This is a genomic window from Klebsiella sp. 1SOBk5mer (assembly GCF_046603115.1).
Taxonomy (GTDB): domain Bacteria; phylum Pseudomonadota; class Gammaproteobacteria; order Enterobacterales; family Enterobacteriaceae; genus Klebsiella; species Klebsiella quasipneumoniae.
Genome location: NZ_JBKIUU010000003.1, coordinates 320,688 through 347,050, shown reverse-complemented (window position 1 = coordinate 347,050; position 26,363 = coordinate 320,688). Strand labels below are relative to the sequence as shown.

The following is a 26,363-nucleotide window of genomic DNA, read 5'->3' as shown; positions in this document are numbered from 1 at the left end:
AACGCGCGTTCAGGACTGCAGAGGCAGTCGTTGTTCAATAATTCCGCCGCCGAGGCACACTTCACCCAAATAGAACACGGCGGACTGGCCCGGGGTCACCGCCGCGACCGGCTCATCGAAGCGGACTTCGATACGGTCTTCATCCAGCGCGGTAACGGTGCAGGGGATATCGGTCTGGCGATAGCGGGTTTTCACCGTGCAGCGCAGGGTGCCCTGCAGCGGTTCACGGTCAACCCAGTGCAGCTGTTGGGCAATCAGGCCGACGGACATCAGGCGCGGGTGGTCATGGCCCTGGGCGACGATAAGAATATTATTCTCAACGTCTTTATCGACCACGTACCATGGGTCTTCGCTACCCTCTTTGGTGCCGCCGATACCCAGTCCTTTACGCTGGCCCAGGGTATGGTACATCAGCCCCTGATGGGTGCCGATCTCCTCGCCGTCGACGGTGAGGATTTTGCCCGGCTGCGCCGGCAGATAGCGGCCAAGGAAATCGCGGAATTTACGCTCGCCGATAAAGCAGATGCCGGTGGAATCTTTTTTCTTCGCGGTGATCAGATCCAGCTCTTCGGCGATCTTACGCACCTGCGGTTTTTCCAGCTCACCCACCGGGAACAGGCTCTGGGCAATCTGCTCGTGGCTGAGGGTATAAAGGAAGTAGCTCTGATCTTTGTTGCCGTCGAGACCGCGCAGCAGCTGGCTTTTACCGTCGACATCGGCGCGGCGCACATAGTGCCCGGTGGCGATGTAGTCGGCGCCGAGGTCTTCAGCGGCAAACTCGAGGAAGGCTTTAAATTTGATCTCTTTATTGCACAGAATATCCGGGTTCGGCGTGCGGCCGGCTTTGTACTCTTCCAGGAAGAGCTCAAAGACGTTATCCCAATATTCGGCGGCAAAGTTAACGGTGTGCAGTTCAATGCCCAGCTTATCGCAGACCGCTTGCGCATCGGCAAGGTCGGCGGCGGCGGTGCAGTATTCCTCGCCGTCGTCTTCCTCCCAGTTCTTCATGAACAGGCCTTCCACCTTATACCCTTGCTGCAGCAGCAGGTACGCGGAGACCGAGGAGTCGACGCCGCCGGACATGCCGACGATCACTTTTTTCTGGCTTTCTGACATGGAAATACTCGCTACATTGAACTTCGAGGCGGCGTATTCTAGCACGCGCTCACCGTTCATTCACCCCCTGTGAACGGCCAGTTAAATGCGCCAATCAGCGACAGCGGCTGGCGCGGGTCCTGCAGGTAGCAGCGAATGCTTTCGGCAACCAGCGGCGAGCGCAGGTTTGGCGCGTTAAGAATTTCCTCAGCACTGAGCCACAGGCAGCGATCGATATCGCTGTCGTGCGGTTCAGTGGCGCACAGATCGCTAAGTTCGATGGCGAACAGGAAGCGCAGAAACGGGGTGTTATCGGGGGCCAGCCACTGATGCATGCGGATGAAGTGCTGCGGCGTGGCGCGAATGCCGGTCTCTTCCCACAGTTCACGTTCGGCGGCCTGCAGCAGCGTTTCATTGGCCTCGAGATGGCCCGCCGGCTGGTTCCACAATGCTTTGCCGTTAATGGTCTCTTCGACGATGAGAAATTTATCCTGGGCGTGAACCACGCAGGCAACAGTGACATGAGGTTTAAACATCGCTTTTCCTTTTCGGTTATTCGGCTTTGCGCCAGTCGCCGTTGGCCAGCCCGTCGAGGGTGTAGCCGCCCATAGCGTAGCGGATCAGCCGCAGGGTGGGGAAGCCGACGTGGGCGGTCATCCGGCGCACCTGACGGTTGCGTCCCTCGTAGAGCGTGATCTTCAGCCAGCGGGTGGGGATCGATTTGCGCTCACGAATCGGCGGGTTGCGCGGCCACAGCCAGGCGGGCTCCTCCACAAGTTCTACGCCGGCAGGCAGGGTGGGGCCATCGTTGAGGGTGACGCCGTCGCGCAAAGCGGCCAGCGCCTCGGGGGTGGGTTCGCCTTCCACCTGGACGTAGTAGATCTTGCCGGTGCGTTTACCCGGCTGGGTCAGCTTCGCCTGCAGCGCGCCATCGTTGGTCAGCACCAGCAGCCCTTCGCTGTCGCGATCGAGTCGACCTGCGGCGTAGACGCCCGCCACGGGAATAAAATCTTTCAGCGTGCTGCGCCCGGCCTCGTCGGTAAATTGTGGCAACACATCATAGGGTTTATTGAACAAGATCACAGTTTTTGGCTGGCGTTCTTTGCGTTGTCTGGTGACTTGTTGTGTGCTGAATCGCTCAACGCGATGTTTTCTAAATGAAGTTTTCTGCATGGTATTTTCAGGCTCTATCAATTGCCGCATTATAGCCTAATTACGAATGCCTTTCATGGACGCAAACATTCAGGTAGTATTGACATGCTCATTACAAATTATTAACAAAAAATTGCTCAAACCGATTCGCAACACAGGCAGGAAGGCGACACGGACGCGATAGCTCCGGTTAGCGGGAAGACCCGGTACTCCGAAGCTGGCCGACTCAGCCAACACCAGGCTCGCGTGAAGAGGGAAGAGCAGAACCAGAAGCGCTCGAAGGAGAGGTTAATGGAAAGCAAAGTAGTAGTTCCGGCGGAAGGTCAAAAAATCACCCTGCAAAACGGCAAACTGAACGTCCCTCATAATCCGATTATCCCGTTCATTGAAGGTGACGGTATCGGCGTTGACGTTACCCCAGCGATGCTGAAAGTGGTTGATGCCGCCGTTGAGAAAGCCTATAAGGGCGAGCGTAAAATTTCCTGGATGGAAGTTTACACCGGTGAGAAATCGACCCACGTCTATGGCCAGGATGTCTGGCTGCCAGCTGAAACCCTCGATCTGATTCGTGACTACCGCGTTGCTATCAAAGGTCCTCTGACGACCCCAGTCGGCGGCGGCATTCGTTCCCTGAACGTGGCGCTGCGTCAGGAGCTGGATCTCTACGTTTGCCTGCGTCCGGTACGTTACTACCAGGGCACTCCGAGCCCGGTTAAGCACCCGGAACTGACCGACATGGTTATCTTCCGTGAAAACTCCGAAGATATCTATGCCGGCATCGAGTGGAAAGCCGACTCTGCTGAAGCAGACAAAGTGATCAAATTCCTGCGCGATGAGATGGGCGTGAAGAAAATTCGCTTCCCGGAACATTGCGGCATCGGCATCAAGCCGTGCTCTGAAGAAGGCACCAAACGCCTGGTTCGTGCAGCCATTGAGTATGCGATCACCAACGATCGTGACTCTGTGACCATCGTTCACAAAGGCAACATCATGAAGTTCACCGAAGGCGCGTTCAAAGACTGGGGCTACCAGCTGGCTCGCGAAGAGTTCGGCGGCGAGCTGATCGACGGCGGCCCGTGGGTGAAAATCAAGAACCCGAACACCGGCAAAGAGATCGTGGTAAAAGACGTGATCGCCGATGCCTTCCTGCAGCAGATCCTGCTGCGTCCGGCGGAATACGACGTTATCGCCTGTATGAACCTCAACGGCGACTACATCTCTGACGCGCTGGCGGCACAGGTTGGCGGTATCGGTATCGCCCCGGGCGCCAACATCGGCGACGAGTGCGCGCTGTTCGAAGCGACTCACGGTACTGCGCCGAAGTATGCAGGCCAGGACAAAGTGAACCCGGGCTCCATCATCCTGTCCGCAGAAATGATGCTGCGCCATATGCAGTGGTTCGAAGCCGCAGACCTGATCGTCAAAGGCATGGAAGGCGCTATCGCCGCCAAGACCGTGACCTATGACTTTGAACGTCTGATGGAAGGCGCTAAGCTGCTGAAATGTTCAGAGTTTGGCGACGCGATTATCGCGAATATGTAATCCCGTTGGTGGATTAAGTAAAAGCGGGAGCCGATGGGCTCCCGTTTTTTTATCGCATGCAGGCTATTATTTTGCCGGGCGCTCGCTGCGCGGTGCCATCGCCGATTTCCCGCAACACAATGTCCATCAAAGCCATGCACCTCGTGACAGGGATCGCTCAATTTACCGCGAGAACGCGAGTGGGAATGGATTGAACGCCAGGGGCCATACCGATGGCCCGACCGGCTTAAACCGGCTCCGTTCGGCGAAAATGTGATATAGCCTAAACTCAGGCTATCCGTTCACCTTCAGATTAAACAGCCGGGACAGCGCCGCTCTGCCGCTATCCGTCACTTGTACTTCCCGATATCCCGGCGTGCGGGTGATCCATCCTTTTTGCTCAAACAGCACCATCAGCGCCGATCCGGCGTCGCCTCCCAGATGAAAACGTCTTTCGCTCCAGTCAAGACAGGGGCAGCAAGGCTTACGTCGCGGTCGAACGTTAAGTACTGCGCCCAGGCTTTCAAGCTGGGTTTTACCGGCTGACGTCAGGGACTGCCCATCGGCCGTCAGCCATTTTTCCCGCAGCATAAACTCATAAATATTCACCGCCAGTTCGCCCGCCAGATGGTCGTAGCAGGTGCGGGCGTAGCGAAGCGTAACCGGCGTGCTGGTGGCCAGCGCCTTATGCGCCTGCATTGAGACGCCCATCAGGTTTTCCAGCAGCCCGGCGATATGCGGGCCTGCCAGGCGGTAATAGCGGTGGCGCCCCTGCGCGAGACACACCACCAGCCCGTTGCTGAGCAGTCGGGCAAGATGTCCGCTGGTGGTGGAGGCGGAGACCTCGGCGACCGTGCTGAGCTCGGTCGCCGTCCATGCGCGCCCGTCCATCAGCGCGCAGAGAATACTGACCCTTGACGGGTCAGAGAGGGCTGAGGCCACCATCGCCATCGCGGTTTCCAGTGCCGCCTCTGGCTCACTGTCTTGCTGCGTTTTCAGGAGATTCATTCAGAAAGTATGGCCCATTTTTTGGTCACTTCCGCTGCCCGGGTGTCATCATCGGTAAGGAGAATGAGCCGGTTACGGTGGTCGCTGTACTGTACCAGAATATTAATACCGTTGTGGGCCAGGGTGTCTGCAATGTCCCCCAGCTCCCCGGGTCGTTCCTGGGGTAACTTGCGTATCAGAGGACGGCATACATCGCTGACCGTAAATCCGGCCTCGGTCAGCACCCTGCGGGCTGTCTCACCGTCTTCTACCAGAAAATGCGCATGTCCGGCATCAGGCGTGGTGAATACCCCACCACCTTCGAGACCCACACCGTTGTTGCCCAGCGCTATACCCATTGCGCCAAGCGAGCCCGGCGTGTTGCTGAGAATGACGTGAATATCATACATCTGGCTGTGCTCCCCGATCCGATGAGTAATCCCGGAACACGCGGGCAACGCGTATTCTGTAATATGAAAAAATCGATGCTTTGCCTTCGCGCTGGGCAGCCAGATGCCGCTCATTTTGCTGCCAGTTGGCCACCGATGCTTCATCTTCCCACCAGGATAACGAAAGGATTTTGCCGGGTGAATTCAGGCTCTGAAAACGCTCGATGGCGATAAACCCCGGCGTGCCTGAAAGCAAAGGCGTCAGCCCGGCCGCCAGCTCAAGATATCTTTCCTGTGCTTCCGGTAAGGTGCCGGCCTCAAAAAGTACCGCAATCATAAGTCTGCTCCGTGGTGAATTTCCCTGCAGTCTAATGACGGCCAGAGCAGGATGCTTCGGTGTGCAGCGAAGTGTGGCTGAGGTTGGATACCCCAGCCACATTTCCTGAGCGCCGGATGACCGCGCCAGAAACGAGTTACTCTGCGTTAAAGATAATAAATTCAGGCTGGTAGCTGACCGGGAAATTGACCGAGCGGGCGATAAAACAGACGTGATGGATCTGCTGATGAATGGCCGCGGCGGCGTCGAGATCGGTACCTGGTAATACGGTGATTTTCGGCCTGAGGGTAGCAGAAATAAAGCGACCCGCGCCCCCTTTTAATACTTCGCCCGTTGCCACCGGCGAGTCCTGATATTCCATGACCGTAATGCCGGCATCTGAGGCCAGATGTAAGTACCACAGCATGTGACAGGCAGAGAGAGAAGAGAGCAGGAGATCTTCCGGGTTCATTTTGCCGGGATCGCCGCCCAGTAATGGATCATTTGAACAATGAATGGGTTCTTTTCCCTTTACCGCGATATCCCAGGTTCGGGCATAAGCCTTGTAACCCGAGGTACCCGTGCCCTGATTGCCGGTCCATGTGATGTGACTGGTATAAGCATGTTCCATTGGTTTGCCTTTCTCTAGAGAGGGATGAATTTCTTCACTGCGGTATCGTCCAGGTGCATTGCCTGAACGAAGCCGCAGGTAGAATCGCAAGGTTGTCATGACGTTGGCTAGAATGGCATAATGGTATACCATTTATGAATGATGTAAAGAGAGCCAAATGAACGCTGCTACCCGTTCGACCGCTGACATCCTTGCCAGTGAGTTAAAAATCTTAATCAACAAGGGGGCATTGCGAGATGGCGACCGGCTTGTAGAGCGCGACCTGGCCTGCCAGTTTTCTGTCAGCCGTATCCCAATGAGAGAAGCGATACAGCAGCTTGAGCGCGAAGGTCTGGTTGAGATTTACAGAAATCGCGGCGCGGTGGTGAAAACGCTGACGGCCGCAGATGTCGATGAAATTTATCAGCTGCGGGCACTCCTGGAAGGTGAAGCCATTTTTCATAGCCTGAAGAATATGGACCCGGAAACGCTTGCCCGGGCAGAGCTGGTGCATCAGCTGCTGAGCAGCGCTTCTGAACCCGAGCAGCAGGGGAGGTATAACCGGGAGTTTCATGAACTGCTGTATCGGAAGTGTAACAATCAGCGCCTGTTGAAGATGATCGGTGAATTGCGCGAGCAGATTGAAAGATATGAGCTTTTTCAGAACAGACTGCTGTCGGATACGCTGAAATTCCAGGATGAGCATCAACAGATCCTGATGGCCTGCCAGCAAAATAATCCACAGGAGGCTCGGGCATATACCGTGAAACATATTCTTTCAGCAGGCGAAACCCTTCGCGCCTATATTGTAAGCCGTTAATAGTTGCGTAAAGCGGCTGCGTTGTTCAGGCATAAATTGCAATCCGTCTCAGCTCAATGCTATAAGAAAAGAGCCGTTATAATGGCGCTTATGTTTTATCTGTAAAGAATAAGTGAAGGTCAGATAATGATTACGTCAGTGCAGCCAACCACCACCGTCACCACCACGACCGTAACCTGCGGTGGTGTGGGCGTATCTGTGACCGGCTCCTGACAAACAGATCCTCACTCCCCGCCAATGTGGACGGGGAGCGTCTTCTCCGTTCGTGACAGACTGAATGGAGACCCATCATGATTTCATCTGAACATGCCCTGTTAATTATCGATATGCAGCAGGGGCTTTTCCGTGGCCCGGTTTCCCCGTATCAGGCCGATGCGCTTCTGGCGAACGTTTGCCTGCTGATTGAAAAAGCGAGACAGGCTGAGGTGCCAGTCTTCTTTGCCCGCCATACCGGACCTGACGACTCTCCGTTCTCCGCGCAAAGTCCATTAACCCAACTGCTGCCTGAGATGGGGGTTAATTGCGAGCGGGATATCGTTTTGATTAAAAAATACCCCTCCTGTTTCCAGCAAACTGACCTTGAGCATCAGCTCGCCCAGGCCGGCGTAAAACAGCTGGTTATTGCCGGGATGAAAACCGAATTCTGCGTGGACACGACCTGCCGAGCGGCATCGGCGCTGGGATTACGGACGGTGTTAATCTCGGATGCGCACTCAACCATGGATAACGAACGTTTATCAGCGCCTGACATCATTGGCCATCACAATGTCACCCTTGCGGGGCCCTTTGTGACGCTGTCGACCGCCGCGGAGTGGCGCTTTTCGGCAGAGAAATAAGGGTGAAGAAAGGGAGCCTGAGGGCTCCCGTTCGCGACGCCTGCTCATCCGGTTTTACTGCGTATGGCGACGCAGGGTGGAGGCGGGGTGACGCCGGAGCGCCTCTTCGGGACGCACCGGGCGCCGCACCAGCTCGCCGCCGCAGTTCGGGCAATGGCCGTTCAGCCGGGCCGTCATGCAGTCCTGGCAAAAGGTACACTCGAACGAACAGATAAACGCTTCGGGTGAGTCTGGCGGCAGATCTTTATCACAGCATTCGCAATTCGGGCGTAACTCGAGCATGACCTTCTCCTGTGGTTAATGGCGGTATCCGCCACGGCGGGCCAGCGGATACTGTTTTTATATCACGGCCCGCACTGGCCGCCGAAGGGTTTCGCTGCGTTAACCTCCGCCTCAAAGCGTTGCCTTTCCGGGCTGCATCCCCGGCACGAGGATCACTTTGCGGCATGCCTCTTCACGCTTCTCAAAGATCTGATAGCCGCGCGCGGCCTCCTCCAGCGGCATATGGTGCGTGATAATCTCCTCCGGGGTGAGCAACCCTTGCTCAATTAGCGCCAGCAGATCCGGCAACCAGGCATGGACGTGGGTTTGCCCCATTTTGAAGGTCAGCCCCTTATCAAAGGCATCGCCAAACATAAATCCATGAATGAAACCGGCGTAAACCCCGGGCACGCTGACGATGCCGCCGCGGCGCACGGCGGCGATGCACTGGCGCAGCGCTTTCCCGCTGCTGCCCTCGATTTTCAGGGTGCTGAGGACGGTTTCCGTGAGGCTGCCTTTCGCTTCGAAGCCGACGGCGTCAATCACCGCGTCGACGCCGCGATGGCCGGCGGTGTTGTCGATAATCCACTGCGCCGGGTCGTCATGGTGGTCGAAGTTTATCGGGATCGCGCCATAGCGCTGCTGCGCGAAGTCGAGTCGGTAATCGTTATGATCAATGATGAATATCTGCTCTGCGCCATTGAGCCTGGCGCAGGAGGCGCACAGCAGGCCAACCGGGCCGGCGCCAAAAATAGCCACGCTGCTGCCGGGTTTGACCTCGGCGTTTTTTACCGCCTGCCAGGCGGTGGGCAGAATATCCGACAGAAACAGCACCTTTTCATCGGGTAAGGTGTCCGGCACTTTAAACGGGCCGGTATTAGCTTTGGGAACCCGCACATATTCCGCCTGGCCGCCGGGGATCCCGCCGTACAAATCACTATAGCCAAACAGCGCCGCGGGTGGCGAAATACCTTTGCGATTGAGCGTCGCCCCCTGGCCGCTATTGGTGCTTTCGCAGGCGGCATATTGCTGCAGGCGACAAAAGAAGCAGTCTCCGCAGGCAATGACAAACGGGATAACCACCCGATCGCCTTTACGAACCGCGGTGACGTCCGAACCGGCGTCCACCACTTCCCCCATAAATTCATGGCCGAAAATATCACCATGGTGCGTGCCGGGGATCTTTCCGCGGTAAAGGTGCAGATCGGAACCGCAGATCGCCGTCGCCGTGACGCGCAGAATAATATCGTCCGGCGCCTCAAGGGATGGGTCAGGCATGGTGTCAACGCTGACATGATGGGGGCCATGATAAGTGAGTGCTTTCATAGAGTCTTCTCCTGGAGAGAATGGCTGATCGCATCAGGCGCAAAGGCAAAGTGACCTGACGCTAATGCCGCCGATAAACCACCGTGAAAATAAAGCGTAGAGTACTAATAATGGAACTGCGTGATATTCCAGTCGCTGAATATATTCTACGCTTCGCTTATTTATTGGCGTTATTTGCCTGTTTCCCCTGAATATGCCAGGCTTAATCGGGCATGATATTCGCTCCATTTTATTTTCCAGCCGCTTCCCCAGCGGCTTTTTTTTTGCCTTAAAAACAAGAAAAATTCCTAATTTCAGTCGGGCTACAGGCAATACTGCCGCTTCGTTATATAACCCAACGGGAGTAACCCGCCGGTATAAATAATTCTTTGCCGCATGGGGGGGCTCTGTGCATTATTTCCCTGAACACAGTAAGTTAGCGGAAATGTGCCGTCTGGTTGTTTTTGATGTGTTTTATAGAATTATTCCGAATTGCTGCTAAAAGGTATCGGAAACACCGGATAATAATTTGACTAACCAGCATTACCCGCTAGATTTAAATATCGAACGACGAGTGATACGGAATATTTTCGTATCGTACTGACATAACCGATATACATGAGGTGAAAATATGGCAGAGCATCGTGGTGGTTCCGGTAATTTTGCTGAAGACCGTGAAAAAGCTTCTGAAGCAGGTCGTAAAGGTGGTCAGCACAGCGGCGGGAACTTTAAAAATGATCCGCAGCGTGCGTCCGAAGCGGGTAAAAAAGGCGGACAAAACAGCCACGGCGGTGGCCGCAAGTCTGATAATTCCTGATTATCCTTTTCCTTGCACCCTGAAGTGAAAGTATCTCCTGCGAGTCTGTCACGGGCTCGCAGTTATTTTCTGACTCCAGAAGGTATTTCTATGAATATGAAAAGCATTGAAGATGTATTTATTCACCTGCTCTCAGATACCTACAGCGCAGAGAAACAATTAACCCGCGGGCTGGCTAAACTGGCCAGAGCGGCGTCCAGTGAAAAACTCAGCGCGGCGTTCAATGCTCATCTTGAAGAAACCCAGGGCCAGATTGAACGTATCGACCAGATCGTTGAGCAGGAATCCGGTCTGAAAATCAAACGCATGAAATGCGTGGCCATGGAAGGATTAATCGAAGAGGCCAATGAAGTCGTTGAGAGCACGGAAAAAAATGAAGTACGTGATGCCGCGTTAATTGCCGCTGCGCAAAAGGTCGAGCATTACGAAATTGCCAGTTACGGTACCCTGGTGACCCTGGCGGAACAGCTGGGTTATAAAAAAGCGGTCAAACTGCTGGCCGAAACCCTGGAAGAAGAAAAACAAACCGATGTGAAATTAACCGACCTGGCGGTAGGTAATATTAATAAAAAAGCAGAAAAATAAACGCTCCCTGACACGAGGAAATCACGATGAATCACATTGAACATTATCATGACTGGCTACGAGATGCGCATGCCATGGAAAAACAGGCAGAATCCATGCTGGAATCAATGGCTGGCCGTATCGATAATTATCCGGATCTCCGTGCCAGAATCGAACAGCATATTAATGAGACCAAACGGCAAATTACCGTGCTGGAAGAGATCCTCGACCGCAACGAGATTTCGCGCTCGGTGATTAAAGATTCGATGAGTAAAATGGCGGCTCTCGGCCAGTCCATCGGCGGGATGTTTCCTTCCGATGAAATAGTCAAAGGCTCGATCAGCGGGTACGTCTTCGAGCAGTTTGAGATCGCCTGCTATACCTCTCTGCTGGCGGCGGCTGAAAAAGCGGGCGATACCACTTCCATTCCGGCCATTGAGGCCATCCTGGCGGAAGAGCAGGCCATGGCCGACTGGCTGATCAAACATATTCCTCAGACCACGGAGCAATTTCTCCTGCGTTCAGATGCTGACGGCGTAGAAGCGAAAAAATAACCAGGAGGCAGGCCTATGTTTCGTCATGTGAAACAACTGCAGTATACCGTGCGCGTTGCTGAACCCAATCCGGGGCTCGCGAATTTACTGCTCGAACAGTTTGGCGGCCCTCAGGGCGAGCTGGCCGCCGCGTGTCGTTATTTCACTCAGGGATTAAGCGATGACGATCCCGGCCGCAAAGACATGCTGATGGATATCGCGACAGAGGAGCTGAGCCATCTGGAGATCATTGGCACCCTGGTCGGCATGCTAAATAAAGGCGCCAAAGGGGCGCTGGCGGAGGGCACCGAGAGCGAGGCGGAACTCTATCGTTCGCTCACCGCCAACGGCAACGACAGCCATATTACGTCGTTACTGTACGGCGGCGGTACCCCGCTGACCAATTCGGCGGGCGTGCCGTGGACGGCGGCCTACATTGATACTATCGGCGAACCCACCGCCGACCTGCGGTCGAACGTCGCGGCGGAGGCGAGGGCGAAGATCGTCTATGAACGGCTGATCAACGTGACCGACGATCCCGGCGTAAAAGACGCGCTGGCGTTCCTGATGACCCGCGAAGCGGCGCATCAGCTCTCTTTTGAGAAGGCGCTGCAGTCAATTCGCAACAACTATCCGCCGGGCAAACTGCCGCCCATTAGCGAGTACGCGAACACCTACTACAATATGTCTGAAGGTGGAGAAGTACGCGGCAGCTGGAACAGTGACAAACACTTCGATTATGTCAAGGATCCGCAGCCGGCCGTGGATGGCGGAGATGGCAGCGCCTCTGTCGGCCTGACGCCGGAGCAGGAAGCGCTGTGCAAAGCGATGCTGAAGCGAACAGAGTCTGACCCGCAGGGTGATCCTTTGACCGGCGCTGAACTGGGCGCCGGTAAGCAAAACACGTCATCATCGGCTAAGTGATGTTCGCATAAGCCCCGGCTGCGGCCGGGGCGTTTCATAATGATGGGTGCGGATTATGTTTGAATTTGACGCGTTTCATCTGGCCCGACTGCAATTTGCCTTTACCGTTTCCTTCCATATTCTGTTTCCGGCCATCACTATCGGCCTTGCCAGCTACCTTGTGGTGCTGGAAGGGATGTGGCTGCGAACCCGGGATAACGTCTGGCGCTCGCTCTACAACTTCTGGCTGAAAATTTTCGCCGTCAATTTTGGCATGGGCGTGGTTTCCGGATTAGTCATGTCCTATCAGTTCGGCACCAACTGGAGCGGATTCTCCCAGTTTGCCGGCAGTATTACCGGCCCGCTGCTGCTGTATGAAGTGCTGACCGCCTTCTTCCTCGAAGCGGGATTCCTCGGCGTGATGCTGTTCGGCTGGAGCAAGGTGCCGCCGGCGCTGCATTTTTTTACCACCTGCATGGTAGCCCTTGGCACCCTGGTCTCCACCTTCTGGATCCTCGCCTCCAATAGCTGGATGCAGACGCCGCAGGGTTTTACCCTCGAAAATGGCCACCTCATCCCGCAGGACTGGCTGGCGATTATCTTTAACCCGTCATTCCCGTATCGCTTGTTCCATATGGCGATCGCCGCGTTCCTCAGCAGCGCCATGTTCGTCGGGGCCTCCGCCGCCTGGCATCTGCTGCGCGGCAACGACTCGCCGGCCATCCGCAAAATGCTGTCGATGGCGATGTGGATGGCGCTGCTGGTGGCGCCCATCCAGGCGGTGGTGGGGGATATGCATGGCCTTAACACCCTTGAGCATCAGCCGGCGAAGATTGCGGCGATTGAAGGACACTGGGAAAACCGGCCGGGCGAGGCCACCCCGCTGCTGCTGTTTGGCCTGCCGGATATGGAAGAGGAGCGGACCCGCTATGGCCTGGAGATCCCGGCGCTGGGCAGCCTGATCCTCACCCACAGCCTGCATAAGCAGGTGCCGGCCCTGAAAGATTTCCCGAAAGAGGACCGGCCCTATTCGCCCGCCGTGTTCTGGTCGTTCCGTATCATGGTTGGGATGGGCGTGTTGATGATCGCCTTAGGGATCTGCAGCGCCTGGCTGCGCTATCGGCGGCGGCTGTACCATTCGCGTCCGTTCCAGTGGTTTGCGCTCTGTATGGGGCCCGCCGGTCTTATTGCGCTGGTCGCCGGGTGGGTGACCACCGAGATGGGCCGTCAGCCGTGGGTGATCTACGGTTTGCTGCGCACCCGGGACGCGGTGTCGTTGCACAGTACGCTGCAGATGGCTATCAGCCTGCTGGTGTTTATCGTGGTCTACTGCGCGGTGTTTGGCGTGGGGTATTACTATATCTTCCGGCTTATCAAAAAAGGGCCGCAGCCGGTGACGGAGCTGACCTCGCAAACCGCAGGCACCCCGGCGCGTCCGCTCTCGGCGGCAGAGCCGGTGCGGGATGAGGAGAACGCATCATGAGCATCGATATCTCGGTGATTTGGTTTGTCATCATTGTCTTCGCCACGTTGATGTATATCGTGATGGATGGTTTCGATTTAGGCATCGGGATGCTGTTCAGCGTGGTGCATGACGCCGAAGAGCGCGATGTGATGGTTAACAGCGTGGCGCCCGTCTGGGATGGTAACGAAACCTGGCTGGTGCTCGGCGGGGCAGGGCTGTTCGGCGCGTTTCCGCTGGCTTACGCGGTGATCACCGATGCGCTGGTTATCCCGCTGACGGCGATGCTCATCGGCCTGATTTTCCGCGGCGTGGCGTTTGAGTTTCGTTTTAAAGCGGTTCCCTCGCATCGCACCTTCTGGGACTATGCCTTCGCCGGCGGCTCGCTGCTGGCGACCTTCAGCCAGGGGATTGTCGTCGGCGCCTTTATCAACGGCTTTGCGGTAGCCGACCGCCGCTTCGCCGGCTCGACGCTGGACTGGCTTACCCCCTTTAACCTGTTCTGCGGTCTGGGGCTGGTGGTGGCCTATCTGCTGTTGGGCACCACCTGGCTCATCATGAAAAGCGAAGGCGCGCTGCAGCAGCGGATGCGCGAGCTGACCCGTAAGGTGCTGCTGGCGCTGATGGCGGTGATCGCGGTGGTCAGCGTCTGGACGCCGTTGGGCTGGCGCTACGTGGCGGAACGCTGGTTTACGCTGCCCAATTTCTTCTGGTTCGTGCCGGTGCCGATCCTGGTGCTGACCCTGAGCCTGTGGATCTGGCGCCTGAGCGCGCGCCCCGCCAGCCACGCTCGTCCCTTTATCCTGACGCTGGGCCTGATATTCCTCGGCTTCAGCGGGCTGGGGATCAGCGTCTGGCCGAACATTATTCCGCCGCACATCTCCCTGTGGGATGCCGCCGCGCCGCCCTCCAGTCAGGTATTTATGCTGCCGGGGGCGCTGCTGATCATCCCGGTGATCCTGATGTATACCGCCTGGAGCTATTACGTCTTTCGCGGCAAAGTGTCCGGCAGCGAAGGCTATCACTGAGAGGACAGCAAGTCGGCTACTGATGATTGACCGGCGCGCCGCGCCGTCCGGTCAGGGATGACCGAAATGGTCGCGGACAGACCGGCGACTCGCTCCACACCCGCGGGCAGGGTATCGATATGGATACGCACCGGCACACGCTGCGCCAGCCGCACCCAGCTGAACGTTGGCTCGACCTGCGGCAGGCCCAGGGCGCCGGTTTCATCATTGGTATCGCCGATCCCGTGCCCGATGCTCTCCACATGGCCGGTAATAACCGGGTCGTAGCCCATCAGCGTGATGTGCGCGGTATCGCCAATGTGGATGTGGCGCAGACGGGTCTCTTCAAAATACCCCACCACCCAGAAGCTCTGACCATCGATAATGGCGACTGTCGTCACACCGGCGGTGGCATAGTCGCCGGGGCGCAGCCGGAGATGGGTCACGTAGCCGGATACCGGCGCCCGCACGGTGGCATGCGCTACATTCAGCTGCGCCAGCGCCAGTGCCGCCAGCGCGCCCTGGTAGTTAGCGGCCGCGACGCTGGCCGCGCTGTTGGTCTGTTTCAGATCTTCGCTGGAGATGACGCCCTGGATCTGCGCCCGACGTCTGGCGGCATCCTGGCGCATCGCCATCTCCTGGCGTCGGGCTTCCACCTCCGCCTGAGCGCTGCTGACCGCCAGCTTCAGCCAGCGCGGATCGATGGTATAGAGTACCTCTCCCCGATTGACCCACTGGTTGTCTTTCACCGCCACGCTGGCCACCGGCCCCGAGACATTGGGGGCGATCTGCACCACGTCGGCCCGCATCCGGCCATCGCGGGTCCAGGGCGTCTGCGCCTCCTGTTTCCAGAAAATGAAAGCCAGTAGCGCGGCGGCGGCGACGGCGCCTAAGGTCAGGGCATAGCGGCCCAGAAGTGTCAGATACAGTGTCATACGGATAACCCCAGCGTGTGAACGCCCTGCAGGAGCAGGAAGAAAAGCGCGATAAAAAGGGACAGCCCCCACAGCGGCCGGCACGGCAGGCGACCCGGGCCGCGGGCGGAGAAGATAAGCGGTTGCAGCAACAGTGTAGCGAGCAGGGCGATAAGGCCGACAATCAGCAGGCCGGGGAAAAATACCCCGCCCAGCGCGAGGTCACGCATGGTTCTGGCTCTCCTCAGGCAGGTGTAAGGCGCAATACAGCGCGATGAGCGCTTCCGCGCGTTCGCGCGAGGCGGCATCGGTCGCCGGTAAAGCCTGGGCCAGCAGCGCATTGACCGGTTGCTCCAGGGCCGTTATGTCCGGCTGCGGGTTCAGCGCGTCCAGGAGCGCTTGCACTGCGTCCGCCGACGCACTGTCCGCCTGCTGATAGCGACGGCGCAGATGGATCACGGCGAGACCGGTACGAATATCGCGCAGCATCGTGTCAAGCAACTGACCGGCTGCCGGTCCGCTCTGCGGCAGGCGGGGCAGCAGTAATGCGGTACGGTCGATCATCAGGTTGGTCCAGCGGTGGGCATTGTGCGCCAGCCGGCCGCGAGCGGCACGGCGGATATCGCGCTGGCACAGCGTCAGCAGACGACGGATAGCGGTTTCCGCCTGCACGGTTTGCAGCAGGCGCATACCAAACGCCGCATAACCGACGGCGATAAACAGCGCGAGCGCGGTATTGATCGCCGTCGCGAAGTCGCCGCGGTAGCTGGCCCCCAGCTCGCACAATATCGGCAGCGTCAGGGTGATGCCCATCGCCATAAAGGTGGTGGCTGGCCGCGCCTGCAGCGAGCCGGCCAGCAGATAGACCGGGGCGAGCACCGCCGCCAGCAGCGCAAATTCGTTCACCTGCGGCAGCAGGACGAAGCTGTAGAGCAGGCTGAACAGCACGCCCCACACGCAGCCGATCAGGTATTTCACCAGATGCGCCGCCGGCGCGTCGAAGCTGGCGAACAGGCTACAGCAGACCCCGAGGATCGAGACCGCGGTGCCGCCATCGGGCCAGGCGGATCCTATCCAGATCAGGCAGCCGCTAAGGATGATGACGAAGGCGCCGAAAGAAGTCCGCAGGGCGCTGAGCGGATCGCGATGGAAAACATAACCCTTCGCCGCGCCGGCGTCGGGGGGCAGGGCAGGCGACCGCCGACGATAAACCGCCTTCGCCAGCCGCTCGCTCTCCTGCAGGAGGCGGATGGCTTCCGCCAGATGGCGCGCCAGGCTGAGCCGCAGCGCCTCGTCCATGGTCTGCGCGTCAGCAGCGTACCGGACGATGAGCCGCTCGCAGCGGGAGAGAAGTCCGTCTGCCGAGGGCGCCGACCTGGCGGCTTGCGGGCCTGTCAGCCAGGCCTCTGCCTCCGCCAGCAGCGCCTGCAGGTCGTCAGGTGGCGGCCCGCTCCGCTGTAAACGGTCATACAATTCGCCATTGACGATCAACAGTCGCGCCAGCCGGTCGTGGATCGCTTTTCTCGCCTGGCGGTGAGGGACAGACAGGCCGTCATCCCAGGGCAGGTGGTGGTTGATGCCCTGGAGAAACTGCAGGCTCAGCGCCAGCCGCAGCGTTTCCGCCGCCACCGGCTTGCCTGCCAGCGTATCGGCGATCCGCTGGCGGGCGGTTGCCAGCGTCTGTGCCAGCGTGCTGTTAAACCGCCCGGCGATGCGCACCGGCAGCACGAAGCGATGGATCAGGCCGGCGCATAAGATACCGATGGCGATCTCTTCCACCCGGGTGACGGCGAGATCAAAGATCGTCCCGGGCGCGGAGACGGCGGGAAAGCCAATCAGGCTCGCGGTGTAACCCGCCAGCAGGAAGGCGTACCCGCGCGGCGTGCGTTCAAGCAGGGACAGGCAGAGGCTACCCGCGATCCACAGGGCCAGCACGACGCTGCACAGGATCGGCTGGTTAACGAAGGTGGGCACGATGATTACGGTGGCCGCCGCGCCGACGACGGTCCCGACCAGCCGATAGACGCTACGGCTCAACGAGGCGCCCGCCGAGGTCTGCGAGACGATATAGACGGTGATGATGGCCCAGGAAGGCCGCTGCAGACCGATGGAGAGCGCGAGATAGTAAGCCAGCATCGCCGCGGCGAAACTCTTCGCGGCATAGATCACCGCCTGGCCATCGCTGCGCAGCGCGGCTGAGGGTATTTGCGGCATGAAACGGTGCGCGACGGCGCCTGCGGCCCGCAGCCAGCGGGCCTGACGAAAGAGGATGATGTTCATGCCGCCGATTATTGCCGGCTTGCGCTTGCGGAGAAATACTCTATTCTGTCAAAAAATACCTGAATCTTGCCAACCGTATGCCATCACCTTTTGCCAATACGCTGTACGATCCGGACGCGTCTTCCTGCCCGGCCGTCGCGCGTCATCTTGATTTTGTCGAGTATGAAGCCGAAGTGCCGGTGCATAGCCATCGCAAAGGACAACTGATTATCGTGCTGTATGGCGCGGTGCGTTGTCGGGCGGAAAATAACCTGTGGATCGTGCCGCCTCGCTGCGCGGTATGGATCCCGGGCGGTATTGCCCACAGTGTGACCGCCACCTGGAATGCGCGCCTCAACTACCTGTTTATTGAACCCGGGGCGGCGGCGCTGCCCGACAGCTGCTGCGCGCTGGCGCTCTCTTCCCTGATCCATGAGCTGGTGGGGCGGCTTACTCGCGAAGGGGCGGACTACGCGGCGGATAGCCATGCCGGGAGACTGACCCGGGTGACCCTCGACGAGCTGGCGACCATGCCGGCGCAGCGCCTGAATCTGCCCGTCTCAGCGCACCCCAAAATACGCGCCATGGCCGACAGGCTGGTGAGTCATCCTGACGATCGCAGTACCCTGCCGGTGTGGGCGAAACGTCTGGCGCTGAGTGAACGCTCCCTGGCGCGCCTGATGCAGCGGGAGACCGGCCTCACCTTCGGACGCTGGCGCCAGCAGCTGCATCTGATTATTGCCCTGCAGGAGCTGGCCAGCGGCGTTTCGGTACAAAACGTGGCGGCTAAGCTGGGGTATGAGTCGGTGAATGCTTTCATTACCCTGTTTAAAAAAACGATGGGGACGACGCCGGCGCACTATTTTGCCGAACGGCAGACCGGCACTCGTTAAGAAAAAGGGACGGGCGACGACCGCTGGCCTGACGCCCGCCAGAGAGGGCGGGCAGGGACTTAGGCTTTCGGCGACTTGATCTTAATAATAAATCGCTCATTCAGCCGGGTGATCCTCGCGCCAATGTCGCCAAACTCGGTGGCGATTTTAAAAAAATCGTCCGCGGCGACGTCGAAATCGAGTTCAATTTTCTGATGTTGTCCTGTCGCCAGTAATTCATAGAAATGGTCAAGGCTGCGGGCTTTTTCGCTGGGCATCGTATTTCTCCATGGTCAACCAATCAGCAGGGCGTTTATGACTTATCGCGCTTTCCGGATTATTCAGCAGAATGGCAATGGGGCCTGATATAAGATTATGCAATGACAGTAAGAGTGGGGTAGGGCGATATTATTCCGTGTTGTTAAACCGTGCGGTCGCGCGTTTGCCGGCGATACCATGACGGCAGGAACAATCCTGTGGCGTCGGCTGATGATAGACATTGTTTGATGACAATTTGATGTCAGTAAAATGAACCTGCAAGGGCTCGGGATTTCATATCGCTAAATAATTTTTATTCTGTGGCTGATAAGGTAGTTCTTAACTACTTTATGGTGATGGGGCTTTATTTTTTATGGCCAACGGCGAGGGAACAACGATGCAATTACTTGATTTATTCGCAGGCTTATTGTGGTTAAGCAGCGTTATTTTCCTGCTGTTTGTTCTTGATGTGGTCATCACCCGTTATCTTTATCGTAAATAACCGACAGCGGCGACGGCGCTCGGCGTAGGGTACAGCGCCGGAGGATGATAGTATAACGCCGGGACTGATTCAGGAAGGAATGTGCGGTGGCCGGGAGAGTTGATTACGATATTGAAAAATACCAGTTTACCGAAGCCGGTGAAACGTCGCGGCTGCGGGAGCAGTGGCGCGAAGTCTATCAGGAGTGCCGTCAGCTGCAGGCCGGGGCAGAGGAGCGCCTGCGCATTGCGTTACTGAACGTCGACTATGTCACCAGCTTTGAGCTGCCTTTTCGCCTGCTGCTGGTGCGCGCGCCGCAGCTGATCGCCGACGTCCGCGAGACGCTGCAGCTCAGCCGTAAAGCCGCCGTTTTCAACGGCAAACGTTACGGCTGCGTCTACAGTTTGAAGCAGGATTTACAGGCTGTACCGGAGAGCTTCCATTACCACCTGACAAACCGCATTCGTCGCGTCGAAGCGACGGGCCTGACGGCGGCGCCGTACCAGCAGATCGCCAGGGAGATTAAACCTGCCCGGGATCGACTCCGCCAGGCATTAATCGCCGGCCTGCCGGTTACCGCGCTTGATGCCCTGTTCTGGTTCGGCAGTCAGCGGGTGGCGGCGGACATTGCCCAGCTGCGCCGGTCCGGTATGGCTATTGTCACTGAGGAGGTGGAGGTCAGCGACAATCTGTTCAATACCACCCGGCGGGTACCGGTTTATCGTCTGACCAGCGCGTGAGCGGGTCTCGCTTCGCCCAGCCGCTGCCTCTGCAGGCAGTCGACCATTGCGCCATCAAACCAGACGCACAGCCCTCTGGCGGCATGCCGCGGAGCCGGTTCCAGCCACGCGCTGGCGCTGAGCATGATCAGCATCAGCGCCAGCGGAACCACGTATATTCTTTTCACTTCCCTCTTCCCGCTTCGCCTTTTCTGCCAGTAAGGTAGCGGGAAAATATGACGTTTCGTTGACCCGGCTGCCTGATTTATCGCCCGCAGAAGGCATGGCCGGCGGGGCGTGCCGGGTGATGCGTTATTCATCTTCGGCATAACAATATGACAAAAACTGGCGGCTTGTTTTTTTCGTTTTTATTACATCATGCTTTTTATCCTGCAGGGAAAAAGCATGAAGTCGCCATGCCTGGCGGCGGGGTTATCTTGTAACTGGCTGGTTTGAAACGATATTTTAATTGTGATTTACGCGGGTCTGACAGCGGGGGCAAATTTATATTAATTCACTTTACCGATCAATAAATTATATCTTGATAGCTTTTAGCTATCGAATGTTTCTTATCGATCATTTTAAACTATTTTTGTTAGCGGGAAATATATGACATGCTTTAACCCTTTCTTATTTCTGGTATTTTTTAAATGGTTGAAGAAAACGTGAAAAATACCTCTTATCGCTTCGTTCTGGAGCCCGCTATTAGCGATGGCCGCGGCTACCACTCGTGGGAATTGCTCACTAAAGACATTATAGCACCCGCACAAAATAACACCTCAGCGCCCACGTTTTCTTTCTCCACGCTCACCGAAAGCGATAAGCTTGCACTATTTACCCGACAAATCGAGTTGCTTTCCGTATTTGATTTTTCCCAGGTCGATAATAAGCCGATCTCTCTGAATATTGATGATTTATTAAGCCATTTTATTCTGACCGACCGCTATCTCTGTGATTTTCTGCGCTCCTGTAAATACATTGCTCTGGAAATAAATGAGAATTTTCATGAATTTATCGCTGGCCGTGAACTGACGGCGCTGAGCACGCTGGCGGCGCTTTGCCCGGTCTGGCTGGATGACTTTGGTCGCGGACGAACGACGTTCCGGCTGCTGGAGCGATTTCGCTTTGATTGCGTCAAAGTGGATAAAGACTATTTCTGGGACAAAGAAAACGATCCCGCTTTGCCCGGGCTGTTACAGGCTATTCATACCCTGACCGGGCATGTGATTGTGGAGGGGATCGAAACCGAAAAGCAAAAACGGCTCATCACTGCGGCCGGGGATATCATTGGTCAGGGTCGTTACTGGAAGGATGAATATATCTTTCTTTGCTGCTGAGCGCCCGCCGGGGCCAGGTTTCGGTTACCTGCCATTCTTTTCTTATCCAGTTTTAAACGAATGCTTTGTTACAGATAGTCTTTATTCCCGCGATGATAATCCAGTCTCTTTTACTTGCCTGAAGGATAACTCATTGTGAATACACGCTTGCGTAACACCCTGATCGCCATTGCGCTGACCACCTGCTTCACCGCCGCCAGCCAGGCGTCGACCTCGGCTGACGTGCCGTCTGTCTCGCAGGACCCGGTCGTCCAGCACCTGAAGCTGAGTGAGGATCAGGTCGCCAAAATCCAGGCGCTGCGTCAGGGCTTCGAAAACAGTGTGAGCCAGATTAAAATCAGCGGCTATCAGGACGGCGCCCTGGCCGACGTGATTCACTCCGGGAAATGGGATGAAGCCAAAGTCAAACAGCAGCTGGCTGCCTTTAGCCAACTGGATCAGCAGGTGCGCTATTATCGCGTGAAATACTACTTCGACGTCAGCCAGGTGCTGACCGCCGAGCAGCGTGAGCAGGTGAAAAAAGACCTCGCCGCGGCGATCAACTAACCCGCCTTCGCCATCCGCTCCGGATGGCGCTGCATCGGGCGACAGACGCCGCGTGTCCGGCGCCTGTCGCCCCGCTTGACTGACTTACTGACCGTGGCCGTTTTCCAGACGGGCAAAATACTCCGGGGCAAACGGACGCGGGTCGACATCGGCAAACGGCGCACGCTCAAAGTGCGCTTTCAGCGCCCAGGGAACTGTGCAGTCAAAAATCGTCTTGCAGCTGATACCTTCCCCGCGGATCGACGGACTGTATTCCGGCGTCTGGGAAGGATCGAGCTGGTGACCGCGGATACCGGGGAGGGTGGTGATGCTGACATCCCCCTGCATACGGGTGGTCATCGCCCACAGGATATCGTCGCTGTCAAAGATATCGACATCCTCATCAACCAGAATGATGTTTTTTAGTTCGGAATAGGTCGCCAGCGCCAGCAGCGCAGCCTGTCCCTGACGTCCTTCGTCGGCGGGCTGACGTTTTTTCACCTGCAGGATCCCCAGAAATTTACCGCCGCCCGCGGTGTGGGCGTAGACGTTTTGTAAAAAGCCCGGGATGGCGGCCTCGACGGCATTCCAGATACTGGCTTCGGTCGGCAGCCCGGCGAGGGTGGTATGTTCTTCCCCCGGTCCCACCAGCGTCTGCAGGATGGCATTGTGCCGCATGGTTACCGCTTTGACTTTGATCACCGGCAGCGACGGGTTGGCGCCGCCGCAGTAGCCGGGAAATTCCGGCATCGCGTGGCCGCTGTTGGTGTGTTGATCTTCTCTGACGCGCACGCCGGGCAGCAGTTCGCCTTCAATGACGATCTCGGCGCGGGCGATGGCTTTCTCCGGGACGCTGACGCCCTGCACCAGCTCCACCGGGCGCTGACGCAGCGCGCCGGCGACGCCCAGTTCGTTATAGCCAAACGGCGTGGTGGGGGCTTCGAAGCAGGCGCCAATATAGATGGCCGGATCGAGACCCATGTTGATGGTTATCGGCAGCGGTTTGCCGGCAGCCTCGGCTTTCTGGCGAAACACTTCGATATGGCGGCCGGCGGCAAGAAACATCGACAGCTCATCCCGGCCCTGCACGCACAAGCGGTGGATGGTGACGTCGGTGAGCGAGGCGTCGTCAGGATCGCTGGCCAGCGCCAGGCCCAGGCAGAAGAAGGGGCCGGCGTCGATCGGGGTGTTGGTGGGCGCCGGGAGCAGGGTGCGCAAATCAAAGTCCGGATCGTCGGCCAGAAAAACCTGCTCCTGACAGGGGGCGCTGCCGGCCGGAACCACCACCGGCGCGACCGGTGTTTTCACCGCTTTACCCACCTCCAGCGCCAGCTGCGAAGCTTCGCAGCCCAGCAGCAGCGCCGCCCGCTGGCGGCTGGCGTGCATGCCCACCAGAATACGCGAATGCGGATAGCCTTTAATATTGTTAAACATCATCGCCGGGCCAATGCGGGTGGGGCGCTTCACGGTGCCGCCGGCGCCGATATGACGATAGACGCCGGCCAGCTCGGCGTTAGGGTCCACCGGATGATTGGTTTCGAGGTATTGATTGTCATGCTGTTGCAGCAGTGCGATGGCGTCGCGCAGATCCTGAATCGGTGCGGTCATGATGTTCTCCTTAGCGTGTCGATGCGCACAGTATGCTTCGCAGGCTAATGGTTATCAATTGCATCATTCATGTGTTATTGATAAGATTTTTATTATCAATAAAACCTATGGAGTCCGGGCATGTCCTTGCGAGCGTTACGCCATTTTGTGGTCGTTGCCGAAGAGTTACATATGCACCGTGCGGCGGAGCGGTTACATATCGCCCAGCCCGCCCTCAGCCAGCAGATTAAACAGCTCGAGCAGCGTCTGGGGGTGGTGCTCTTCTCCCGCGCCAACCGCCGTCTGACCCTGACCGCCGCGGGCGAGGCCTTTTGGCAGAAGACGCGGCTGGCGCTGGAGATGGTCGACCAGGCGGCACTGGACGCCCAGCGCACCGCGCGGGGCGAGCAGGGAAGGCTGCATCTGGGGTATGTCTCCAGCGCGATGTACGACAGTAAACTGCCGGGGCTGCTGCGCGAGCTGCGCGCCGACTGGCCGGGGATTGAGCTGTCGCTGGTGCATGGCGATGTGCAAATGCTCTACGAAGCGCTGCTGGATCTGCGCCTGGATATCGCCATCATCCGCGCGCCGCTGGCCTCGCCGCCGGAGGCGCTGGTGGTCAGGCCGTTTGTGCGGGAAAAGCTCTGCCTGGCGCTCTATCAACAGCATCCGCTGGCGGGCGTGGGGGCGCTCAATCTGGCCTCATTGCGCGCGGATAACTGGATCTCGCTTGACGATCCGCAGGGCACCGGGCTGGAGCAGGTGTTTATTGACGCCTGCCGCGTCGCGGGCTTTACGCCGCAGGTGGCGCAGCGGATTAACGACGTCACCTCGATGATTAGCCTGGTCTCCGCCGGGGTCGGGGTGGCCCTGGTTCCGGTCTCGGCGCGGGCCTTACGCCTCGATAACGTGGTGTATATCGATCTTCAGGACCGGCTGGCGGAGAGTGAGCTGAGCATGGTTTACCACCGCCATATCCGTTCGGCGGTGGTGCGGAAAGTTATCTCGTTGCTCAATGCGACCGAGCAATCACCCGGTTAGCTGGTCTTCAGGCGGCCAAAGCTGACAATCCTTGAGCGGCCCAGCTCTTTCGCCCGGTACAGCGCGGCGTCCGCCGCGCGTAGCAGGCTGTCGCTTTGGGTGTGCTGCGGGTAGCTGGCGATGCCAATCGACACATCCACCTGTCCTATCTCGGTCAGACCATCGCGCAGCGTCATCGCGTGCACCTGGGTATAGATCTCGCTGGCGCACTGGTGCGCCTCGGCTTCGTCAAGGCCGGGGAGCAGTACCAGAAACTCTTCGCCGCCGTAGCGGAAAGCCGTGCCGATATCGCGCACCGCGCGCTGCACGATGGTGGCGACGCTCTTAATCACCAGATCCCCGGCCTCGTGGCCGTAGCGGTCATTGATGGCTTTAAAATGATCGATGTCGATCATCAGACAGCTCAGCGGGGTGTGGGTATGGACCGCCAGCGCCATCTGTGAATGCAGCGCTTCGTCCAGATGATGCCGATTACGCAGGCCGGTCAGGGAATCGAACAGCGCTTTTTCCAGCAGGGCGCTGCGTAAGCGCTGATTGGCCAGCGCCAGGCCCAGCGCTTCCGCCATCAGCTCAAGGTAGGCCCGGGAAGGAGCGTCACTGGCGGTAACGTTCTGAAAGGTCAGCAGCCCGATGGCTTCGCCCTGGGCGATGAGCGGTACGCAGAGCGACTGGCCGGCGTACGCCTCCGGCAGATGATAGCAGGTGATATCGGGTTCGCCCTGCACCGGCGGATGGCTGAGTCCCCGACGTATCGCCCAACAGTCGTCGGGTGAAAAGGGCGTCGTCTCCCCGGCGGGCGCCAGCCACTGCGCCACGCAGCGCATCTGCCAGGGATCGGTATCGAGAATATACAGTTTCCCGGGGATCGTCGGGGCGATATTCGGCGCAAACAGTTCCGCCACCTTAATCACATCCTCAATGGTTTCACAGCCCTGCAGACGCTGGGTCATGCGCGCCAGCAGTTCGCGGATCGCCCAGTCAGCGTCGCGCTGCTGCTCCAGCTGCTGGCGGGCCAGGCCGTTCTCGCGAAAAATGCGGATGGCCTGGGCCATATCGCCAATCTCATCCACCTGAGTGAACTGCGGCGTCTCCACCGCATAGTCCTGGGAGGCGAGACGCTGCACCACGTCGCTCAGGCGAACCACCGGGTAGAGCACCCGCCGCTTGAGAATAAAGCCGAGGACGAACAAAAACATCAGCGCGGTCAGGCCGACCATGATTTCCGACAGGGTGCGCCAGATCCGCGAGCGTTCGGTGGCCTGGTCAATGGCGACGGCGGCGCGATTTTCGAGCATCTGGCGGAAGCGATCGATCTGCGTCTGCAGGCGTTCCAGCTCGGTCTCGTATGCATTGCCGTACAGCACGGCGATTGCCGCTGGCGCATCGCCGTGGGCGACATGCGCCAGGGCGGCCTGTTGTTCATCCTGCAGTTCAGCGGCAATCTGCAGGCCATCGTGCAGCAGCGCCAGCTCCTCGCGGCTGGCGCCGTTATCTTTCAATCTGGCCAGCCGCAGCTCAATGCTTTTGTCGGTCCGCTGCAGCTGCTGGTACTGCTCCAGCGTCTCCGGAGAGGGCTTAACCACGTATAGCCGGGCGAGGTCAGACAGCGCCCAGGCGTCGTTTTCCACCTCGTCGGAGAGGGTATCAAAGACCTGGCGCTGCTGTACCGCCTGGCGTTCGACGCGGTCTGCGCTGGAGGCCATGAGCATGGCGCTCCCGGAGGCCAGCGTCAGGCCGACGGTGATCCCGTAGGCCCAGTTGGTGATGGTGGCGATTCTCACCCTGTGTTTCC

Annotated in this window: 30 protein-coding genes; 15 read left to right on the top strand and 15 right to left on the bottom strand. The window is 58.0% G+C overall.

All coding sequences use genetic code 11. The features are described from left to right. Positions 1-9: 9 nt before the first annotated feature. The 3 genes from mnmA to rluE are packed head-to-tail and all read right to left on the bottom strand — an operon-like array spanning position 10 to position 2,298. Entirely contained in the window at positions 10-1,116 is a 1,107-nt protein-coding gene (gene mnmA, locus ACLH1U_RS10580; protein ID WP_012542211.1) for a tRNA 2-thiouridine(34) synthase MnmA, read from the bottom strand. A 56-nt stretch (positions 1,117-1,172) separates the two neighbouring features. Then, positions 1,173-1,631: an NUDIX hydrolase gene (locus ACLH1U_RS10575; RefSeq protein WP_004150802.1), complete on the bottom strand. Its 459-nt coding sequence runs from the start codon at positions 1,629-1,631 to the stop codon at positions 1,173-1,175. Between the two features lie 16 nt (positions 1,632-1,647). After that, positions 1,648-2,298, bottom strand: coding sequence for a 23S rRNA pseudouridine(2457) synthase RluE (rluE, locus tag ACLH1U_RS10570; protein ID WP_032452457.1), 651 nt, complete (start codon positions 2,296-2,298; stop codon positions 1,648-1,650). Positions 2,299-2,538: 240 nt separating this feature from the next. Here rluE and icd point away from each other — a divergent pair, with 240 nt between their 5' ends. Beyond that, complete coding sequence (gene icd / locus ACLH1U_RS10565; protein ID WP_023289166.1) at positions 2,539-3,789, top strand: NADP-dependent isocitrate dehydrogenase; 1,251 nt, start codon at positions 2,539-2,541, stop codon at positions 3,787-3,789. Between the two features lie 273 nt (positions 3,790-4,062). On the opposite strand, the gene ACLH1U_RS10560 is transcribed toward icd, so the two are convergent. From ACLH1U_RS10560 to ACLH1U_RS10545, 4 genes are all read right to left on the bottom strand, one after another. Beyond that, entirely contained in the window at positions 4,063-4,776 is a 714-nt protein-coding gene (locus ACLH1U_RS10560) for an ArsR/SmtB family transcription factor (protein WP_411299234.1), read from the bottom strand. After that, entirely contained in the window at positions 4,773-5,165 is a 393-nt protein-coding gene (locus tag ACLH1U_RS10555; RefSeq protein ID WP_048297268.1) for an amino acid-binding protein, read from the bottom strand. Before ACLH1U_RS10555 ends, ACLH1U_RS10560 begins: the two co-directional genes overlap by 4 nt. After that, positions 5,158-5,481 carry an antibiotic biosynthesis monooxygenase family protein gene (locus tag ACLH1U_RS10550; RefSeq protein ID WP_110212065.1) on the bottom strand — a complete coding sequence of 108 codons (324 nt, stop codon included), beginning with the start codon at positions 5,479-5,481 and terminating at the stop codon, positions 5,158-5,160. The genes ACLH1U_RS10555 and ACLH1U_RS10550 overlap by 8 nt, the downstream gene beginning before the upstream one ends. Positions 5,482-5,617: 136 nt before the next feature. Next, entirely contained in the window at positions 5,618-6,091 is a 474-nt protein-coding gene (locus ACLH1U_RS10545) for an OsmC family protein (protein WP_023289207.1), read from the bottom strand. Positions 6,092-6,248: 157 nt separating this feature from the next. Here ACLH1U_RS10545 and ACLH1U_RS10540 point away from each other — a divergent pair, with 157 nt between their 5' ends. Further along, positions 6,249-6,890: a GntR family transcriptional regulator gene (locus tag ACLH1U_RS10540; protein WP_064154847.1), complete on the top strand. Its 642-nt coding sequence runs from the start codon at positions 6,249-6,251 to the stop codon at positions 6,888-6,890. A gap of 290 nt (positions 6,891-7,180) precedes the next feature. Beyond that, positions 7,181-7,726 (top strand): cysteine hydrolase family protein, encoded by a 546-nt coding sequence (locus ACLH1U_RS10535; protein WP_023289210.1) that lies wholly within the window; start codon positions 7,181-7,183, stop codon positions 7,724-7,726. A 54-nt stretch (positions 7,727-7,780) separates the two neighbouring features. Here ACLH1U_RS10535 and ACLH1U_RS10530 read toward each other — a convergent pair whose 3' ends face one another. After that, on the bottom strand, positions 7,781-8,008 hold the full coding sequence (locus ACLH1U_RS10530) for a DUF1272 domain-containing protein (protein ID WP_023289211.1): 228 nt from the start codon (positions 8,006-8,008) through the stop codon (positions 7,781-7,783). Between the two features lie 111 nt (positions 8,009-8,119). Further along, positions 8,120-9,313, bottom strand: coding sequence for a zinc-dependent alcohol dehydrogenase (locus ACLH1U_RS10525; protein ID WP_048297271.1), 1,194 nt, complete (start codon positions 9,311-9,313; stop codon positions 8,120-8,122). Positions 9,314-9,923: 610 nt separating this feature from the next. On the opposite strand from ACLH1U_RS10525, the gene ACLH1U_RS10520 reads away from it, so the two are divergent. From ACLH1U_RS10520 to cydB, 6 genes are all read left to right on the top strand, one after another. Next, a complete protein-coding gene (locus ACLH1U_RS10520; RefSeq protein WP_004150795.1) occupies positions 9,924-10,109 on the top strand; it encodes a general stress protein in 186 nt (61 codons plus the stop codon). 90 nt (positions 10,110-10,199) lie between these two features. After that, a complete protein-coding gene (locus ACLH1U_RS10515) occupies positions 10,200-10,694 on the top strand; it encodes a ferritin-like domain-containing protein (RefSeq protein ID WP_023289213.1) in 495 nt (164 codons plus the stop codon). Positions 10,695-10,720: 26 nt separating this feature from the next. After that, positions 10,721-11,227 (top strand): ferritin-like domain-containing protein, encoded by a 507-nt coding sequence (locus ACLH1U_RS10510; RefSeq protein WP_411299233.1) that lies wholly within the window; start codon positions 10,721-10,723, stop codon positions 11,225-11,227. A 15-nt stretch (positions 11,228-11,242) separates the two neighbouring features. After that, positions 11,243-12,130, top strand: coding sequence for a manganese catalase family protein (locus ACLH1U_RS10505; protein ID WP_023289215.1), 888 nt, complete (start codon positions 11,243-11,245; stop codon positions 12,128-12,130). 55 nt (positions 12,131-12,185) lie between these two features. After that, on the top strand, positions 12,186-13,592 hold the full coding sequence (locus ACLH1U_RS10500; RefSeq protein WP_023289216.1) for a cytochrome ubiquinol oxidase subunit I: 1,407 nt from the start codon (positions 12,186-12,188) through the stop codon (positions 13,590-13,592). After that, on the top strand, positions 13,589-14,599 hold the full coding sequence (gene cydB, locus ACLH1U_RS10495) for a cytochrome d ubiquinol oxidase subunit II (protein WP_048297273.1): 1,011 nt from the start codon (positions 13,589-13,591) through the stop codon (positions 14,597-14,599). Before ACLH1U_RS10500 ends, cydB begins: the two co-directional genes overlap by 4 nt. Here cydB and ACLH1U_RS10490 read toward each other — a convergent pair. From ACLH1U_RS10490 to ACLH1U_RS10480, 3 genes are read right to left on the bottom strand one after another with little or no spacing between them, the layout of a single operon-like run. Then, on the bottom strand, positions 14,593-15,513 hold the full coding sequence (locus ACLH1U_RS10490; protein WP_023289218.1) for an HlyD family secretion protein: 921 nt from the start codon (positions 15,511-15,513) through the stop codon (positions 14,593-14,595). The two genes, cydB and ACLH1U_RS10490, sit on opposite strands and share 7 nt — an antisense overlap. Next, complete coding sequence (locus ACLH1U_RS10485; RefSeq protein ID WP_023289219.1) at positions 15,510-15,722, bottom strand: DUF1656 domain-containing protein; 213 nt, start codon at positions 15,720-15,722, stop codon at positions 15,510-15,512. The genes ACLH1U_RS10490 and ACLH1U_RS10485 overlap by 4 nt, the downstream gene beginning before the upstream one ends. Next, entirely contained in the window at positions 15,715-17,772 is a 2,058-nt protein-coding gene (locus tag ACLH1U_RS10480) for an FUSC family protein (protein ID WP_374014225.1), read from the bottom strand. The genes ACLH1U_RS10485 and ACLH1U_RS10480 overlap by 8 nt, the downstream gene beginning before the upstream one ends. Before the next feature lie 77 nt (positions 17,773-17,849). On the opposite strand from ACLH1U_RS10480, the gene ACLH1U_RS10475 reads away from it, so the two are divergent. Further along, complete coding sequence (locus ACLH1U_RS10475) at positions 17,850-18,644, top strand: AraC family transcriptional regulator (protein WP_044522244.1); 795 nt, start codon at positions 17,850-17,852, stop codon at positions 18,642-18,644. Between the two features lie 59 nt (positions 18,645-18,703). Here the strand turns inward: ACLH1U_RS10475 and ACLH1U_RS10470 are convergent, their stop codons facing one another. After that, positions 18,704-18,901, bottom strand: a complete 198-nt coding sequence (locus ACLH1U_RS10470; RefSeq protein ID WP_023289222.1) for a hypothetical protein — start codon at positions 18,899-18,901, stop codon at positions 18,704-18,706. 568 nt (positions 18,902-19,469) lie between these two features. On the opposite strand from ACLH1U_RS10470, the gene ACLH1U_RS10465 reads away from it, so the two are divergent. From ACLH1U_RS10465 to ACLH1U_RS10450, 4 genes are all read left to right on the top strand, one after another. After that, positions 19,470-20,102: a helix-turn-helix domain-containing protein gene (locus tag ACLH1U_RS10465; protein WP_023289223.1), complete on the top strand. Its 633-nt coding sequence runs from the start codon at positions 19,470-19,472 to the stop codon at positions 20,100-20,102. A 45-nt stretch (positions 20,103-20,147) separates the two neighbouring features. Next, positions 20,148-20,303 carry a hypothetical protein gene (locus tag ACLH1U_RS10460; RefSeq protein ID WP_048334995.1) on the top strand — a complete coding sequence of 52 codons (156 nt, stop codon included), beginning with the start codon at positions 20,148-20,150 and terminating at the stop codon, positions 20,301-20,303. Between the two features lie 428 nt (positions 20,304-20,731). Then, positions 20,732-21,418, top strand: a complete 687-nt coding sequence (locus ACLH1U_RS10455) for an EAL domain-containing protein (protein ID WP_121936184.1) — start codon at positions 20,732-20,734, stop codon at positions 21,416-21,418. 135 nt (positions 21,419-21,553) lie between these two features. Beyond that, positions 21,554-21,964: a Spy/CpxP family protein refolding chaperone gene (locus ACLH1U_RS10450; protein WP_023289225.1), complete on the top strand. Its 411-nt coding sequence runs from the start codon at positions 21,554-21,556 to the stop codon at positions 21,962-21,964. Positions 21,965-22,048: 84 nt separating this feature from the next. On the opposite strand, the gene ACLH1U_RS10445 is transcribed toward ACLH1U_RS10450, so the two are convergent. After that, a complete protein-coding gene (locus tag ACLH1U_RS10445; RefSeq protein WP_023289226.1) occupies positions 22,049-23,551 on the bottom strand; it encodes a UbiD family decarboxylase in 1,503 nt (500 codons plus the stop codon). A 120-nt stretch (positions 23,552-23,671) separates the two neighbouring features. On the opposite strand from ACLH1U_RS10445, the gene ACLH1U_RS10440 reads away from it, so the two are divergent. Beyond that, entirely contained in the window at positions 23,672-24,571 is a 900-nt protein-coding gene (locus tag ACLH1U_RS10440; RefSeq protein ID WP_023289227.1) for a LysR substrate-binding domain-containing protein, read from the top strand. Here ACLH1U_RS10440 and ACLH1U_RS10435 read toward each other — a convergent pair. Continuing rightward, the gene (locus ACLH1U_RS10435; protein ID WP_032452470.1) at positions 24,568-26,352 is read right to left on the bottom strand and encodes a sensor domain-containing diguanylate cyclase; all 1,785 of its coding nucleotides are present in this window, start codon (positions 26,350-26,352) and stop codon (positions 24,568-24,570) included. The two genes, ACLH1U_RS10440 and ACLH1U_RS10435, sit on opposite strands and share 4 nt — an antisense overlap. Between the last annotated feature and the right edge of the window lie 11 nt (positions 26,353-26,363).

Excerpts from the sequence above, each read along its gene's own strand:
- mnmA (WP_012542211.1), bottom strand. The coding sequence starts at position 1,116 with ATGTCAGAAAGCCAGAAAAAAGTGATCGTCGGCATGTCCGGCGGCGTC.
- ACLH1U_RS10575 (WP_004150802.1), bottom strand. The coding sequence starts at position 1,631 with ATGTTTAAACCTCATGTCACTGTTGCCTGCGTGGTTCACGCCCAGGAT.
- rluE (WP_032452457.1), bottom strand. The coding sequence starts at position 2,298 with ATGCGGCAATTGATAGAGCCTGAAAATACCATGCAGAAAACTTCATTT.
- icd (WP_023289166.1), top strand. The coding sequence starts at position 2,539 with ATGGAAAGCAAAGTAGTAGTTCCGGCGGAAGGTCAAAAAATCACCCTG.
- ACLH1U_RS10560 (WP_411299234.1), bottom strand. The coding sequence starts at position 4,776 with ATGAATCTCCTGAAAACGCAGCAAGACAGTGAGCCAGAGGCGGCACTG.
- ACLH1U_RS10555 (WP_048297268.1), bottom strand. The coding sequence starts at position 5,165 with ATGTATGATATTCACGTCATTCTCAGCAACACGCCGGGCTCGCTTGGC.
- ACLH1U_RS10550 (WP_110212065.1), bottom strand. The coding sequence starts at position 5,481 with ATGATTGCGGTACTTTTTGAGGCCGGCACCTTACCGGAAGCACAGGAA.
- ACLH1U_RS10545 (WP_023289207.1), bottom strand. The coding sequence starts at position 6,091 with ATGGAACATGCTTATACCAGTCACATCACATGGACCGGCAATCAGGGC.
- ACLH1U_RS10540 (WP_064154847.1), top strand. The coding sequence starts at position 6,249 with ATGAACGCTGCTACCCGTTCGACCGCTGACATCCTTGCCAGTGAGTTA.
- ACLH1U_RS10535 (WP_023289210.1), top strand. The coding sequence starts at position 7,181 with ATGATTTCATCTGAACATGCCCTGTTAATTATCGATATGCAGCAGGGG.
- ACLH1U_RS10530 (WP_023289211.1), bottom strand. The coding sequence starts at position 8,008 with ATGCTCGAGTTACGCCCGAATTGCGAATGCTGTGATAAAGATCTGCCG.
- ACLH1U_RS10525 (WP_048297271.1), bottom strand. The coding sequence starts at position 9,313 with ATGAAAGCACTCACTTATCATGGCCCCCATCATGTCAGCGTTGACACC.
- ACLH1U_RS10520 (WP_004150795.1), top strand. The coding sequence starts at position 9,924 with ATGGCAGAGCATCGTGGTGGTTCCGGTAATTTTGCTGAAGACCGTGAA.
- ACLH1U_RS10515 (WP_023289213.1), top strand. The coding sequence starts at position 10,200 with ATGAATATGAAAAGCATTGAAGATGTATTTATTCACCTGCTCTCAGAT.
- ACLH1U_RS10510 (WP_411299233.1), top strand. The coding sequence starts at position 10,721 with ATGAATCACATTGAACATTATCATGACTGGCTACGAGATGCGCATGCC.
- ACLH1U_RS10505 (WP_023289215.1), top strand. The coding sequence starts at position 11,243 with ATGTTTCGTCATGTGAAACAACTGCAGTATACCGTGCGCGTTGCTGAA.
- ACLH1U_RS10500 (WP_023289216.1), top strand. The coding sequence starts at position 12,186 with ATGTTTGAATTTGACGCGTTTCATCTGGCCCGACTGCAATTTGCCTTT.
- cydB (WP_048297273.1), top strand. The coding sequence starts at position 13,589 with ATGAGCATCGATATCTCGGTGATTTGGTTTGTCATCATTGTCTTCGCC.
- ACLH1U_RS10490 (WP_023289218.1), bottom strand. The coding sequence starts at position 15,513 with ATGACACTGTATCTGACACTTCTGGGCCGCTATGCCCTGACCTTAGGC.
- ACLH1U_RS10485 (WP_023289219.1), bottom strand. The coding sequence starts at position 15,722 with ATGCGTGACCTCGCGCTGGGCGGGGTATTTTTCCCCGGCCTGCTGATT.
- ACLH1U_RS10480 (WP_374014225.1), bottom strand. The coding sequence starts at position 17,772 with ATGAACATCATCCTCTTTCGTCAGGCCCGCTGGCTGCGGGCCGCAGGC.
- ACLH1U_RS10475 (WP_044522244.1), top strand. The coding sequence starts at position 17,850 with ATGCCATCACCTTTTGCCAATACGCTGTACGATCCGGACGCGTCTTCC.
- ACLH1U_RS10470 (WP_023289222.1), bottom strand. The coding sequence starts at position 18,901 with ATGCCCAGCGAAAAAGCCCGCAGCCTTGACCATTTCTATGAATTACTG.
- ACLH1U_RS10455 (WP_121936184.1), top strand. The coding sequence starts at position 20,732 with ATGGTTGAAGAAAACGTGAAAAATACCTCTTATCGCTTCGTTCTGGAG.
- ACLH1U_RS10445 (WP_023289226.1), bottom strand. The coding sequence starts at position 23,551 with ATGACCGCACCGATTCAGGATCTGCGCGACGCCATCGCACTGCTGCAA.
- ACLH1U_RS10440 (WP_023289227.1), top strand. The coding sequence starts at position 23,672 with ATGTCCTTGCGAGCGTTACGCCATTTTGTGGTCGTTGCCGAAGAGTTA.